The sequence below is a fragment of the Caballeronia concitans genome, assembly GCF_001544615.1.
Classification (GTDB): Bacteria; Pseudomonadota; Gammaproteobacteria; order Burkholderiales; family Burkholderiaceae; genus Caballeronia; species Caballeronia concitans.
Window position 1 is genome coordinate 237,949 of sequence record NZ_FCNV02000008.1, and the last position, 14,591, is coordinate 252,539.

12 protein-coding genes are annotated in these 14,591 nt (G+C 64.2%); 7 read left to right on the forward strand and 5 right to left on the reverse strand.

Translation table 11 applies throughout. The features are described from left to right. Positions 1-206: 206 nt before the first annotated feature. From AWB72_RS19160 to AWB72_RS19170, 3 genes are all read left to right on the forward strand, one after another. Positions 207-1,673 (forward strand): DUF1254 domain-containing protein, encoded by a 1,467-nt coding sequence (locus AWB72_RS19160; RefSeq protein ID WP_040049684.1) that lies wholly within the window; start codon positions 207-209, stop codon positions 1,671-1,673. Between the two features lie 115 nt (positions 1,674-1,788). After that, a complete protein-coding gene (locus tag AWB72_RS19165; protein WP_040049685.1) occupies positions 1,789-5,466 on the forward strand; it encodes a DUF748 domain-containing protein in 3,678 nt (1,225 codons plus the stop codon). Between the two features lie 39 nt (positions 5,467-5,505). Continuing rightward, positions 5,506-5,997: a DUF29 domain-containing protein gene (locus AWB72_RS19170; RefSeq protein WP_087128444.1), complete on the forward strand. Its 492-nt coding sequence runs from the start codon at positions 5,506-5,508 to the stop codon at positions 5,995-5,997. A gap of 3 nt (positions 5,998-6,000) precedes the next feature. Here the strand turns inward: AWB72_RS19170 and AWB72_RS19175 are convergent, their stop codons facing one another. The 3 genes from AWB72_RS19175 to AWB72_RS19185 form a co-directional block, all read right to left on the reverse strand. Continuing rightward, complete coding sequence (locus AWB72_RS19175; protein ID WP_040049712.1) at positions 6,001-7,572, reverse strand: DHA2 family efflux MFS transporter permease subunit; 1,572 nt, start codon at positions 7,570-7,572, stop codon at positions 6,001-6,003. A gap of 153 nt (positions 7,573-7,725) precedes the next feature. Further along, positions 7,726-8,508: an ABC transporter substrate-binding protein gene (locus AWB72_RS19180; protein ID WP_040049686.1), complete on the reverse strand. Its 783-nt coding sequence runs from the start codon at positions 8,506-8,508 to the stop codon at positions 7,726-7,728. A 24-nt stretch (positions 8,509-8,532) separates the two neighbouring features. Beyond that, complete coding sequence (locus tag AWB72_RS19185) at positions 8,533-9,687, reverse strand: methionine aminotransferase (RefSeq protein WP_040049687.1); 1,155 nt, start codon at positions 9,685-9,687, stop codon at positions 8,533-8,535. Between the two features lie 115 nt (positions 9,688-9,802). Between AWB72_RS19185 and AWB72_RS19190 the strand changes: the two genes are divergently transcribed. After that, the gene (locus AWB72_RS19190) at positions 9,803-10,732 is read left to right on the forward strand and encodes a LysR substrate-binding domain-containing protein (RefSeq protein WP_040049688.1); all 930 of its coding nucleotides are present in this window, start codon (positions 9,803-9,805) and stop codon (positions 10,730-10,732) included. Here AWB72_RS19190 and AWB72_RS19195 read toward each other — a convergent pair. Beyond that, on the reverse strand, positions 10,713-11,873 hold the full coding sequence (locus tag AWB72_RS19195; RefSeq protein ID WP_040049689.1) for a branched-chain amino acid ABC transporter substrate-binding protein: 1,161 nt from the start codon (positions 11,871-11,873) through the stop codon (positions 10,713-10,715). The genes AWB72_RS19190 and AWB72_RS19195 overlap by 20 nt on opposite strands. Before the next feature lie 344 nt (positions 11,874-12,217). Here AWB72_RS19195 and AWB72_RS19200 point away from each other — a divergent pair, with 344 nt between their 5' ends. Further along, a complete protein-coding gene (locus tag AWB72_RS19200; protein ID WP_040049690.1) occupies positions 12,218-12,646 on the forward strand; it encodes a MarR family winged helix-turn-helix transcriptional regulator in 429 nt (142 codons plus the stop codon). A gap of 79 nt (positions 12,647-12,725) precedes the next feature. Next, positions 12,726-13,433 (forward strand): SDR family oxidoreductase, encoded by a 708-nt coding sequence (locus AWB72_RS19205; protein ID WP_040049713.1) that lies wholly within the window; start codon positions 12,726-12,728, stop codon positions 13,431-13,433. Positions 13,434-13,451: 18 nt separating this feature from the next. Here the strand turns inward: AWB72_RS19205 and AWB72_RS19210 are convergent, their stop codons facing one another. Next, on the reverse strand, positions 13,452-13,868 hold the full coding sequence (locus AWB72_RS19210) for a YciI family protein (protein WP_040049691.1): 417 nt from the start codon (positions 13,866-13,868) through the stop codon (positions 13,452-13,454). A gap of 270 nt (positions 13,869-14,138) precedes the next feature. Between AWB72_RS19210 and AWB72_RS19215 the strand changes: the two genes are divergently transcribed. After that, positions 14,139-14,591, forward strand: a 453-nt coding sequence (locus AWB72_RS19215; RefSeq protein ID WP_208863157.1) for a contractile injection system protein, VgrG/Pvc8 family, incomplete at its 3' end; no start/stop codon positions are given.

Below are 14,591 nucleotides of genomic sequence, written 5' to 3' on the forward strand. Positions count from 1 at the left end.
GGCTTGCTAGCCGTATGGCATAGGCAAAACGCACCGGATCGTGCCCGAATCTGCAACGAGCTTGCCTATAGTCAGCGGATACGATAAAACGCGAATTCTGAGATGGCGCCGGGCTGGCTCTGCGACGGCGGACGAGGCGGGGCGTTGGATCGTCGCTCATCGCCCACGCGCGCCCGATGCAAAACAAGAACCGGATTCCAAATCGAATGAACCAAGAACGACGCTGGACGCTACCGCTCAACGCCGCTGTCTGGCTGGCTGCCGGCCTGACCGGAGCGGGGCTGCTCGGCGGTTGCGCCGCCGAAAAGGCGCCCGAGGCCAAGACCAGCGGCGGCTGGGTGAAGGACCAGGTCGCGGATGCCTATACGTTCGGCTTTCCGCTCGTCGTGTCGGACATCGCGCGCGAGCGGGCGAGCGGCAGCGCCGGCCAGCCGGGCCGCGCGCCGCTCAACACGTTCCGCCATGCCACCGCGCTGCCGCCCGTGGGCGCGAGCGGCTGGCCGAGCGTCGATACGCTCGATTCGACCGCGTGGCTCGATGTATCGGCCGAGCCGGTCATCGTCTCGCTGCCCGCCGCGCCGCGCGGCCGCTATCTCGACGCCCGCGCGTTCGACGCGTGGACCAACGCGCTCTATTCCAGCGCCGACACGACGCCGTATCCGAAAATGCAACTGATCGCGTTCGCGCCGGCCGGATGGACGGGCCCGCTGCCCGCCAACGCGACGCGCGTCGAAACGCGCACGCGCTACGTGTGGCTGTCGGTGCGCGTGCGCGTGAACGGCCCGCGCGACGTGCGCGAGGCGCGCAAGCTGCAAACGGCGATGCGCATCGAGACGCTCTCGCCCGCCAAAGGCGCGGACGGCGATACGACGTCCGTGGTCACCGGCGCGTGGCCGGGGAATCTGAGCGGGCAGCAGGCTGCGGTGCCGCCGCTGCCTTCCGCGTCGCCGACGGCATCGCCGGGTGCGCAGGCCGAAGCGCTCGACGCGAACGCGTTCTTCGCGCGGCTCGCCCGATCGCTCGACGCCAATCCGCCCGCCACCGCCGATACGCCCGCCATGAATCGCCTCGCCTCGCTCGGCGTGAAGCCCGGCGAGCCGGTGCAGTTCAAGAAGACCGACGCGCCGCTGCTCGACTCGGGCCTCGCCGATGCCCGCACGCGCCTCGCGACGGTTCCCACGAACGCGATCACGAAAAACGGCTGGACCTGGTTCGGCGATGGCGTCGGCATATATGGAACCGACTACATCCTGCGCGCCTATCTCGCGCGTCATCAGATGGCGGCGACCACGAAGGAAGGCGAAGTGAAGCCGGTCGCGCATCTCGACAGCGAAGGCCACGCGCTCAACGGCGCGAACCGTTATGTCATGCATTTCGCGCCGAACCAGCTTCCGCCGGTGCGCGGCTTCTGGTCGCTCACCGCGTACACGAAGGACGGCGCACTCGCCGATGACAAGCTCGCGCGCATCGCGCTGTCGGACCGCGACCGGCTGAAGAAGAATCGTGATGGCTCGATCGATGTGATCGTGTCCGCCGAATCGCCGGGCAAGGCGCACGCGTCGAACTGGCTGCCCGCGCCCGACGGCGAATTTCAACTGACGATGCGCCTCTACGCGCCGAAGCCGCAGGCAAGCGACGGCACGTGGGCGCCGCCGGCCATCGAGCGGCAATAGCCTTTCAGCGCGCAAAGACCAAAAGTTTTGACAACGTGGGCGGGGTGCATCGTCGTATACTCGGGCATCCCCTTCCGAACGGCGATCCCGCGCGCACGCGCCGCCCTCGCATCGAATGTCAAGCACCACGAAGTCAACCTTCACTACAGCCGGGCGAACGCTGCGCGACGTCGTCCATGCGCGGCGCACGCGGCGCATCACAATCGGGCTCATCGTTGCATTGCTGATCATCGGCGCGCTCGGTTTTTTCGTCGCGCCGCCGATCATTCGTCACGTTGCCGAAACGCAGCTCGCTCAACAGCTCGACCGGCCGGTGACCATCCGCCGCATCACGCTCAATCCGTACACGCTGCGCTTCGAAGCCGACGACGTGCATATCGGCGAATCGGCGGCGAACGTGGCGAAAACGCCGGGCGGCGCGGAAAATTTCGTCGATGTCTCGCGGCTCGTCGTGCGCACGTCGTGGGCGTCGCTTTTCAGGCTCGCGCCCGTTGTCGATGAACTGAAGATCGACTCGCCGCGCGTCAGAATCGCGCGTTACGACGCCGAGCATTTCAATTTCTCCGATCTGATCGCGAAGTTCTCGAAGCCGTCGCCCACGCCGTCGAACGGCCCGGCGCGCTTTTCCGTGTCGAATATCCGGCTGGAGAACGGGCGTATCGAGTTCGACGACAGGCTGACGAACGCGAAGCATGTGATCGATCGTTTCGCGCTCGGCATCCCGTTCATTGCAACGTTGCCTTCCGCGACGGATATCTTCGTGACGCCGCTTCTGCAGGCGCGCATCGACGGCTCGCCGCTCGTGATCAAGGGCCGCACGAAGCCGTTCGCGACTTCCCGCGAATCGGAAATCGCGCTCACGCTCGACGGTCTCGACATGCCGCAGGTGGCGTCGTATGCGCCGGCGTCGGTGCCGGTGATCGTGAAGGGCGGACGGCTTTCGACCGACCTCAACGTGCGATTCGCGTTTGCCGGCGACGTGCCGACGATCCGCATCGACGGAACCGCGAATCTCGCCGATGCCGCCGTGACGGATCGCGCCAACGCGCCGCTCGTCGCGGCCCGCGCGCTGCACGTGAAGATCGCGGACATGGAGCCGTTGCGAAACGTGTATCGCTTCGATGAGATCGCGCTGTCCGCGCCGGACGTGCATCTGGCGCGCGACGCGTCGGGGGCGCTGAACGTGAGCAAGCTCGCGCCGCCTTCGAAGCCCGAGGACAAGAAGCCCGCCGACACCAAAGACACGACGCCGCCGTTCGATCTTGCCATCCGTCATCTTTCCATCGACGGCGGCAAGATCACGCTCGACGACCGTTTGCTGAAACAGCCGGTGCAGGGCGCGCTGACCGGCATCGCGGTGACGCTCGACGGCTTTTCGACGCTTTCGAAAACGCCCGCGCGCTACACGCTGAAGACCGCGTTCGACAAGGGCGGCGCGCTCGATGCCTCCGGCAACGTGACGCTCGCCGCCAAAACCGCCGACGCGAAGCTCGCGCTCGATGCGTTCGCGCTCTCGCCGCTGCAGCCGTATATCGCGAATGCGGTGGCGGCGCGCGTCGCGGGCGGCACGCTCGGCGCGAATCTGCCGATGTCGGTGGACTGGTCGAAGCCGGACGCGGCCATCAAGGTCGGCGCGGGCGACGTGAAGCTCGATTCGCTCACGCTCGTGCCGGCGAACGTCACGGGCGCCGCGCCCATCAAGCTCGGCTCGGCGGTCGCGAAGATCAGTCAAGTGGATGTCGCCGCGCGCACCGCCGCGCTCGACAGCGTGCAGGTGAACGGCCTTTCGCTCGACGCGACGCGCCGCAAGGACGGCAGCATTGATCTCGCCGCGCTCGCCGGTCCGCACGAAGCCGCGCCGGAGGCCAGCGCCACGCGCAAGATCCAGAAGGCGCAGGCGGCGGGTCCCGCATGGCGCTACCGGATCGGCGAGATTTCGCTGGACAACGCATCGGCGAATATCGTTGATGAGACGCCCGCGCGGCCGGTGAAGCTGCATGTCGCGCCGATATCGGTCAAGGTCGCGCAGTTCAGCGACGACCTCTCGAAGCCGCTCGCCGTCGACGGCAAGCTCACGCTGAACGGCAAGGGCGCGCTCGGCGTGACGGGCAACGTCACGGTCAGCCCGCTCAAGCTCGCGCTGCACGTGAAAGGCGATCAGGTCGATGCGTCCGCGTTCGAGCCGTATTTCGGCGACAAGCTCAACGTCGCGGTGACGGGCGCGTACCTGAACGCGAACGGCGACGTGGCGATGTCGGGTAGCGGCAAGACGCTCGCGGCATCGTACAAGGGCGACGTGTCGCTCACGGACGTGCGCATGCTCGACAAGGCGACCTCCGACCGCTTCGCCGGCTGGAAGCTGCTCGGTCTTTCGAACGTGAAGGCGTCGTACGGCGAGCGCGGCACGGACGTCGAAGCGGCGCGCATCACGTTCGCGAATTTCTACGGCCGCGTGCTGCTGGATTCGCAGGGCAAGCTCAACCTGAAGAACGTCGTGGTGAGCGACAATGGCCAGGCGCAGTCGGTGACGCAGCCGGCTTCGGCGTCGGCCTCCGCGCCGGTCGCGGCGAGCGCGCCGCAAAGCACCACGAAGTCGGGGCCGCCCGTGAACATGCGCTTCGGGCAGCTCGTGCTGCAGAACGGCCGCGTCACGTATAGCGACAACTTCATCAAGCCGAACTACACGGCGAATCTGGTCGCCATCAACGGGACGATCGGCGCGTTCGGCACGCATTCGACGACGTCCGCGCCGGTCGATGTCACCGCCAAGCTCGCGGCGAACGGGCCGGTGTCGATCAAGGGGCAGGTGAATCCGCTGATCGAAAAGCCGGCGCTCGATCTGACCGCGAGCGCGCACGGTGTCGAACTGACGAATCTCACGCCGTATTCCGCGAAGTACGCGGGCTATCCGATCACGAAGGGCAAGCTCAACGTCGATCTGCACTACATGCTCGCCGACGACAAGCTCACCGCGAACAATCACCTGTTCATCGATCAGTTGACGTTCGGCGATCACATCGACAATCCAAGCGCGACGAAGCTGCCCGTGCGGCTCGCGGTATCGCTGCTCAAGAATTCGCGCGGCGAGATCGACGTGAACATTCCGATTTCCGGATCGCTGTCGAATCCGGAGTTCTCGATCGGCGGGCTCGTGTGGCAGGCCATCCTGAATCTGGTGCAGAAGGCCGTGACCGCGCCGTTCACGCTGCTCGCGCACGCGTTCGGCGGCGACGGCGCGGAGTTGAACTACGTCGAATTCGATGCAGGCTCGGCCACGCTCGGCGATACCGCGCAGAAGAAGCTCGACACCATCGCGAAGGCGCTGGCGGACAAGCCGTCGATCAGGCTGGAGGTGACGGGCCGCGTCGATCCGAAGGTGGACGAGCCCGGCTTGCGCAGCGCGTGGGTGGACGCGCAGGTGAAGCGCGCGAAGGTGCGTGATATGTCGGGGAATGGCGAGGCCGTCGACTGGTCGGCGGTGAAAGTGTCGGGCGACGACTACGACAAGTATCTGACGAAGGTGTACAAGTCGGCGGACTTCAAGAAGCCGCGCAACATGATCGGTTTGACGAAGAGCTTGCCCGATGCCGACATGAAAGCCGCGCTGATGCAAAACGCCCCGGTCGATGACGCATCGTTGCGCGATCTGGCGCAGCGTCGTGCGCAGGCGGTGCAGGAGTACTTCGACGGGAAGATCGACAGCAGCCGGATTTTTGTCGTCGCGCCGAAGCTGGATACGACGGGCATCGACGACAAGGGCGCGGGGAGTCGGGTGGAACTGGGGCTGAAGTGAGCACCGTTAGCCAAACGGACGATCTGGATGAAGAAAGGAATGCAAACTAATATCGGCGACACCGGGAACGAAGAAGAGAACGGGAGTCAGCCGATGGGAACGCCTTATGAGAAGGACGTCGTGGCGTGGGCCGAAGAACAGGCCGCGCTGCTGCGTGCGGGGAAATTTGCGTCCATCGATATCGAGCATATCGCTGAGGAAATCGAGGACGTGGGGAAAACCGAATCACGCGAGTTGCGAAGCAGATTGGCAGTGCTGCTCGCGCATTTGCTCAAATGGCAATGTCAGCCGGAGCGGCGAAGCAGGAGCTGGACGAGCACGATCCGCACGCAGCGAAGGGAAGCGCTGTTCGTGTTGAAAGAAGCGCCGAGCTTGCGGCGGCGCTTCGATGATGTCCAGTGGCTCGATCTGGTCTGGTCGAAAGCGCGAGCGCAAGCCGAAGCGGAGACGGGCATCGACTTCGATACGTTTCCAGAGAGTTGTCCCTGGCCGATGGCGACGGTGCTTGAAGAGGAATTCTTGCCCGACTAGCACTCAATGCGCCCCCGCCGCCGCCCCGCCTCCACCGCCTTTCGCCACCTTGGTAATCCAGATCAGCGGAATGATCAGGATGAAAATCACCGCCGAGATCAGAAAGATATCGTTCAGCCCCATCATCGCGGCTTGCGAGTTGACGGTGAAATTGAACATGCCGCGCGCCTGGGCTTCGCTGATATCGAGCGTCGATTGCGACATCCCCAGCGACTGCAGGAACGCCGGGTTATAGATGTTCGCCTGCTCGGTGAGCCGCTCGTGATGCAGCGCGATGCGGTTATCCCACGCATTGCCCGCGAGCGACGTCCCTACCGCGCCGCAAAACACGCGCGCGAAGTTCGATAATCCCGCCGCCGCCGGAATTTTCGATGGCGGCAAGCCCGACAGCACGATCGCCGTGAGCGGCACGAAGAACATCGCCATCGGGATGCCTTGCAGCAACGTCGGCAGCACGAGATGGAAGGTGTCGATCTCGATCACATACTTCGAGCGCAGCCAGAACACGAACGCGAAGCCGACGAACGCCATCGTCGCGATCACGCGGGCGTCGCTGCGCGGCAGCACCTTGCCCATCACCGGCGCGAGGATCACCGCGAACACGCCGAGCGGCGCGGTGACGAGACCGGCATCGACGGAACGGTAGTTGAGATACTGCTGCATCCATTGCGGCAGAAGCACGAGATTGCCGAAGAACACGCCATACGCGACCGATATCGCCACCGTGCCGCCGAAGAAATTGCGCCCGGCGAAGAGCTTCAGATCGACGACGGGATTCGCCTCCGTCAGCTCCCACGCGACGAAAAACGCGAACGCGATGGCCGCGATGACCCCGAGCACGACGATCACCGGCGACGAGAACCAGTCGAGGTCCCGTCCCTTGTCAAGCATGATCTGCAGCGACGCGACCCACGTGACGAGCAGCCCGAGGCCGATCACGTCGATGGGCGCCTTGCGCGTCGGCGATTCGCGATCGCGGTAGATGATCCACGTCACGCCCGCCGCGAAAATGCCGACCGGAATGTTGATGTAGAAGATCCACGACCACGAATAGCTGTCGGTGATCCAGCCGCCGAGCGCGGGGCCGGCGATCGGGCCGACCGTCGCGGTCATCGCCCAGAGCGCGAGCGCCATCGACGATTTCTCCTTCGGATATGAGCCGAGCAGAATCGCCTGCGAAAGCGGAATGAGCGGCCCGGCGACCGCGCCCTGCAGCACGCGCGCCACCAGCAGCACCGGCAGATTCGGCGCGAGCCCGCACAGCCACGACGACAGCACGAACATCAGGATCGCGCCGACGAACAGCCGGATCTGCCCGAGCCGCTGCGTGAGCCAGCCTGTGAGCGGAATCGAAACCGCGTTCGATGCCGCGAACACGGTGATGACCCACGTGCCTTCGTTGACGGACACGCCGAGATTGCCGGAGATCGTCGGAATCGCGACGTTCGCGATCGACGAATCCAGCACGTTCATGAAGGTCGCGAGCGCCACGGCGAACGTGGCGAGGACGAGTTGCGCGCCTTGAAGCGGCGGCGCGGCGGGCGGCGCGGCGTTGGCTGACGGCGGCGTGCTCATGCGTTTCCAATGAAAGCGCCGCGACATTCGGGCCGCGGCGGGTTGGTCGATCCGCAAGTGTGCCTGTTGTCAGCGAATGTTGCTGGCCAGGCGGACGATGCCTCCAGCTATGACGCGTCGCACGCGCGGCGCCGCCACCGCGCATGCGTTGGCTTACTTCGCCGAAATATCGATATTGCCCAGATACTTCTTCGCGTACTTGTCGATGGTCCCGTCCGCCTTGACCTTGGCGATTGCCGCGTTCAGCTTGGTCTTGAGCGCATCGTCGCCCTTGCGGATGCCGTACGCAATGCCGCTGCCGAGAATCTTGTCGTCCCGCACCGGCGCGCCGACGAACGCGAAGCCCTGGCCGTCCGGCTTCGAGAGAAAGCCGCTTTGTCCGGCGGGCGCGAGCACGAGCGTCGCATCGAGGCGCCCGGATTTCAGGTCCGTATAGACCTGGTTCTGGTCCTGATACGGCACGACCTTCACGCCTTCGTTCTCCCAGTGCGCCTTGGCGAACGTCTCCTGAATCGAGCCTTGCAGCACGCCCACGCTCTTGCCTTTCAGCGATGCCGCCGTCGGCTCGATGCCGCTGCCCGCCTTGGCGATCAGTTGCGTCGGCACGCGATACACGACCGTCGTGAAATCGATCGCCTGGCGGCGCTGTTCGGTGGCGTTCATCGCGGAGTTGATCGCGTCGAACTTGCGGCCCTGCAGCGCGGGAATGAGGCCGTCGAACGAGGTCTCGACCCACTTGCACTGCATCTTCGCGGCGGCGCAGACCGCGTTGCCGACGTCGATGTCCAGCCCTTCCAGCTCACCCGTCGCCGACTTCGATTCGAACGGCGGATATTGCGCTTCAAGGCCGAAACGCAGCGTGTCGGCGGCATGCGCGATGCCGCTCGCGATGGAGCATGCGAAAACGAGCGCGGCCGCAATGTGGTTCTTCTTCATCGTAATGGTCTCCGGGAAACAAGGCTAAATCAGGCAAAGGCGGCGCGCGCCTTCGATGAGCGTGTCGTCGTCCTTCGCGAAGGAAAGACGAATGAGGCGATTGTCGGTGCCGTCGGTATAAAACGCCGACAGCGGAATGGTTGCGACGCGCGCCTCGCGAATGAGCCGCAGCACGAAGTCGCTGTCGCGCTCGTCCGAGATGCCGCTGTAACGCGCCAGCATGAAGAAGCTGCCCGCGCTCGGCAATAGCTCGAAACGCGAACCTTCGAGCGCCTTCGCCAGCACGTCGCGCTTGTGCTGATAAAACGGCCCGAGATGCAGATAGCTCGATTCGTCCGCGAGCGCTTCGGCGAACGCCATCTGCATCGGCGTATCGGCGGAAAAAGTCATGAACTGGTGAACCTTGCGAAGCTCGGCGGTCAGCGCGGCGGGCGCGAGACAATAGCCGACGCGCCAGCCGGTCACGTGATACGACTTGCCGAACGACGACACGATCACGCTGCGTTCCGCCAGCTCCGGATAACGCGCCATGCCGTGATGCAGCGCGCCGTCGAATACGACGTGCTCGTACACTTCGTCCGAGAGCACCACGATCTTCGTGCCGCGCGTGAGCGCCGTGAGCCGCTCGATGTCCGTGGACGTGAACGCGCTGCCTGTCGGATTGTGCGGCGTGTTGACGAGAATCATGCGCGTCTTCGGCGTGATGGCGGCCGCGACTTCGTCCCAGTCGATGCTGAAATCCGCAGCCGACAGCTTGATCGCGATCGGCGTCGCGCCCTGAAGCTGCACGATCGGCGCGTAGCTGTCGAACGACGGCTCGAAGTAGATCACCTCGTCGCCGGGGTGCACGAGCCCGCTGATCGTCGCGTACAGGCCTTCGCTCGCGCTCGCGACGACCGTCACTTCCGTGCCCGGATCGTACTGCGCGCCGTAGAGCTTCTGCGTTTTCAGCGCGATCGCCTCGCGCAGCGCGAAGACGCCTGCCATCGGCGAGTACTGGTTATGTCCTGCCTGCATGGCTCGCGTGACGGCTTCGACGAGCTTCGGATCGCAGGCGAAGTTCGGCGCGCCTTGCGACAGGTTGAGCGCACCGTGTTCATCGGCGAGCTGGCCGATGACGGTGAAAATGGTTGTGCCGACGTTCGGCAGTTTCGACTCGGGAATGCAGGCGCTTTGCACGACGGGTGACTCCAGATTGCGTTCCGGCGATTCAACCGCGGCAATAAAGCGCCGACAATCGAAACTTTGTCATACTAGCCATGCTTGCCGATCATGGCTACTCGCCAAAAACCCGATGAAACCGCTGCCTTCCCTCGACGTGCTCAAGACCTTTCTGGTGGTCGCCCAGAAGCTGAATTTCACGCGCGCCGCCGACGTGCTCAACGTCACGCAAGGCGCGGTCAGCCGGCAGATCTCGGGGCTGGAGGCGCATCTCGGCTACGCGCTGTTCGTGCGGCAGGCGCGCGGCCTCGCGCTCACGCAACACGGCGCGCTGCTCGTCGCGCCATTGCAGCAGGCTTTCGCGCAGATCGGCGACGCGCTCGCCAAGAGCGGCAGCCAGTCCGGCACGCTGCGCGTGAAATGCCCGACGTGCGCGATGCGCTGGGTCTTGCCGCGCGTGATCCGCCTGCAGAACGAGCGGCCGGAACTGGTGGTGGAAGTGACGGCGTCGGTGTCGCATGGCGTCGAGTTCAACGCCGAACATTTCGATGCCGCCATCGTGTTCGGCGTGCCGGGCGTCGCTTCGTCGATGAAAGGCGTGACCGTGCATCATCTCTTCGACGAAGTGCTCACGCCCGTGTGCGCGCCCGAACTCTGGAAGCCGCGCAGGAACGCGACGCCCACGCCCGACGACCTCGCCGGCAAGACGCTGCTGCACCCCACGCGCGATCGCCGGGACTGGCTCTTGTGGCTCGGCGCGTATGGCTACGCCGGTTTGCCGTCCACGAAGGCGCAGCATTTCGATACGCTCGACCTCGCCATCTCATCCGCGATGCAGGGGCTTGGCGTGACCATCGGCGATGTTTCGCTGATCGAGGAAGACTTGCGCGCGAAACGCGTGATCGCGCCGTTCCCGCTGCGCGTGCCGAGCGGCGCGGCCTACTGCCTCGTGTATCCGGAGCGGCCGGCGCCGTCGCCCGCCTTGCAGCAGTTCGCGGAATGGCTCGAAAGCGAAGCCGCGACGACGCGCGAGCGGCTGCACGCTACATCCCGTGCTTCGTGACGATGGTTTCCCACTGTCCGTTCTTCACCTGATACAGCGTCGATGACGCGTTCTTCAGCGCGCCCTTGTCGTCGAACGCGATCGGGCCGGTAATGCCTTCGAAGGAAATCTTCTTCAGCGCCGGCCGATACACCTTCGGATCGGCGGAATTCGCCTTCTCCATGGCGTGGATGGCGGCCCACGCGGCGTCGTAGCCGAACGGCGCATACGAAAGAATCGCGACGCCGAAGCGCTTCTGGAACTTGTCGCCGAACGCCTTGCCTTGCGGCAGCTTGTCGAGCGGACTGCCGTATTCCCAGGCCTGCGCGCCTTCGGCGGCATCGCCCGCGAGCTTGAGGAAATCCGCGTCCATCACGCCGCCGCCGCCCACGAACTGCGCGTTCACGCCGAGCTGCTTCATGCGCTTGACGACGGCCGCCGCCTGACGATCCAGCCCGCCGAAAAAGATGAGATCCGCGTTCGCGGCCTTCAGGCGCGTGAGCTGCGCGCTGAAATCGACGGTCTGGTTGTCGCTGAATTCGCGCGCGACGATGTTGCCGCCCTTCGCCTTCACCGCCTTCTCGAACTCGTCGGCTTCGCCCTGACCGAAGGCCGTGCGATCGTCGATGATCGCGATGCGCTTCGCCTTCGTCGTCGTCACCGCGTAGACGCCGGCGTTGCCCGCGTTCTGCGCATCGCTCGAAATGACCGTGAAGACGTTCTCGAGGCCGCGCGTGGTGATCGTGGGATTGGTCGCGGCCGGATCGATCATCGGGATGCCGGCGTTGTTGTAGATGGGCGAGGCGGGCAGCGTGGTGCCCGAATTGAAGTGGCCGACGACGACCGCGACGCCGTCATCGACCAGTTTCTGCGCCGCCTGCACGCCGACGCGCGGATCGGCCTGATCGTCTTCCGCCGCGATCTCGAACTTCGCCGTTTTCCCGCCGATGCTGATTTTCTTCGCGTTGGCTTCGTCTAGCGCGAGTTGCACGCCGTTTTGGAGATCCTTTCCGTAACCCGCATTCGCGCCGGTGAGCGGCGCGGCGAAACCGACTTTCACCGTGACGTCTTCGGCTGCGGCCGTCATCGGCGCGACGGCGAAAGCGGCGATGGCGCAGGCCGCCAGCCATGCCGCCGGTTTGAGGTTCGTACGGATACGCATGGTTTCCTCTCCTGTTGTGGTTTGGCAATCCAATCGAACGTGGCCGCCGCATTTATGCGTGACCACCGCATGGAACACGACCAATTAGCCGCCGGCAAGACGGAATTCCCCTCGCCAGGACGGCGGACATGCGCAATGTAGGAAGCCAAATTCGCCGCGTCTTGTCGAATCGTCACGGACTGAATGCGGATTTCGGCACAGGCGCGATCACGCGCTCTCGCAAGTCGGATGCGGCCACGCGCGTTTCATCATCTCGCAGCACACGACGATTTGTGCCGCGTCTATCGAAGCGATAGAAACGCCGCGCTTGACGATTGTGCATATACACAATTAAGCTGCATCCCATGACATCGAACTCGTCTCCTCTGGACTGCAACTGCTTTGCCATTCGTCAGGCCGCGCGCTATGTGTCGCAGCTTTATGAGCGGCATATGAGCGTGATCGGGATTACGTCGGCGCAATTCACGCTGATCGCGTCGATCGATCGCAGGCCGGGCGTGCAGATGGCGGAACTTGCCGAATCGATGGTGATGGACCGCACCACGCTCGTGCGTGCGCTGAAGCCGCTTCAGCGCGATGGCATCGTCGAGATGGAGCCGCAATCGCCGAATTCGCGCGCGGTCGGTCTCACGCTGACGGCGGCGGGCAAGGTCATGCTTGCGCAAGGCGTGCAGCAATGGCGCGCGGCGCAGGCGGAATTCGAAGCGAAGGTCGGCGAAAAGCGCGCGAAAGCGTTGCGCAAGTCGCTCTTCGAATTGACCGCGATGGAGTGAGTTGAACTGAATCGTGGCCCGCATCCGCGCGGGCTTTTTTGAGTCATTAAAAGTGCATATGCACTATGGAGAAGCCGTCATGCAGATCAAAGGAAAGGTCGTTCTCGTCACGGGCGCGAATCGCGGCCTCGGCAAGCAGTTCGTGAAGTCGTTGCTGGACGCGGGCGCGTCGAAAGTCTATGCGGCGGCGCGCAATCCGGATAGCGTCGATATCGAAGGCGCGCAAGCGATCAGGCTCGATGTCACGAATGCCGCCGACATCGCGCAGGCCGCGGCGAAGTACGCGGACGTGCAAGTGGTCATCAATAACGCGGGCGCGTTGACGCGCGGCGCGCTGCTCGATCACGCATCGACGCAAGGCGTGCGCGATCTCATCGAAGTGAACGCGATCGGGCCGCTCAATGTGACGCAGGCCTTCGCGCCCATGCTCAGGAAGAATGGCGGCGGGGCGGTGGTCAACGTGCTGTCGGTGCTGAGCTGGGTCGTGTTGCCGGATGGCGGCGCGTATAGCGTGTCGAAGTCGGCGGCGTGGGCGGTGACCAACGCGTTGCGCGACGAGTTGCGCGGGCAGGGCACGCTGGTCGTCGGCGTGCATCCCGGCTACATCGACACCGACATGGTCGCGGAAGTCACGGCGCCGAAGACATCGCCGGCGAGCGTGGTCGAACAGGTGCTCGCGGCGATCGAGCGTGACGAGGAAGAAGTGCTCGTCGACGACACCGGCCGCGCCGTGAAGCAATCGCTTTCCACGCAAACGCCGATCTACATCACGGGCGTTCCGCGTTGAGAGTGCAATGAACGCGCGTTAGCGTTTCGCCGCTTTCTGCATGTCGTCGAAGCCTGCGGCGGCTTTCTGCACATCGGGCGGGAAGTCGCCGAACTCCTGCACCTGCCGCACTTCGATCATTTCGTTCGGCGATGCCGGGCAGCGCTTCGCCCATTCGATCGCTTCTTCGCGCGAACTCACCTGGATCATCCAGTAGCCGCCGAGCACTTCCTTCGCTTCGGCGAACGGGCCGTCGGTGACGCGCGGCTTGCCGCCTTCGAACGTGACGCGCGCGCCCATCGACGGCGGATGCAGCCCGTCGAGCGCGAGCAGCACGCCCGCCTTCTGCAGGTCTTCGTTGTACTTCATCATCGCGGCGACGGCTTCTGCGCTCGGCATCGTGCCGGGCTCGGCGTTCTCGTAGCCGTGCGGGATCATCAGCATCATGAATCGCATGTAAGTGCTCCGTGTGGGCTTGATGGGTGAGCGAGTGCGGCGCTCACACCTTACGACGAGCGAGCTAGTTTTAAATCGACGGCTCGACGTTTATACATTTTTCTTCAAATCGGCAGGGCGTGAAGTGCAATGGCGAGACCGCCGGAATAATCTGATTTATGTGGATTGATCACATTATTCATTGACGTCTCCCTGTTACAACCCTAAATTCCTACGAAGGTGCGGGGGCGTGGATCGCCTATCGTCCCACCTGTTTCGATAGGAATGCGAATGAACGCTGTAACGAAGACGCTGACAGACGCACTGAGCCATCCAGGCGCGCGCCTCACGCAGCAACTAAGCATATGGATCGGTACGCTCGATCTCCACCTCGACGTACTTAGATTCAAGGTCAAGGCAAAGTTCTGCGGCGACTACAAGGTCGAAGTGACCGCGACCTCGTCACTGCTCGATATCGACGGCAAGCTGGTGGTCGGGCGGCGCGCGGGTCTGCAAATCGACGAGCGGGTCGCCGTACCCTCAGTGAACTACTTCGAGCCCGTCGATCATGCGGCCGCTACCTTCAACGGCATCGTCACCCGCTGCAAGCGCATTCGCGCGAGTCGCGACGAGGCGACTTACAAGATTCGAATCGAGCCAAGGTTTGCCGCCCTGTGCAAGCGAGTGCATAAATCAGATGTCTTCAAGGACATTACGTTTCAGGAGCTCGTCACCCAACTGCTG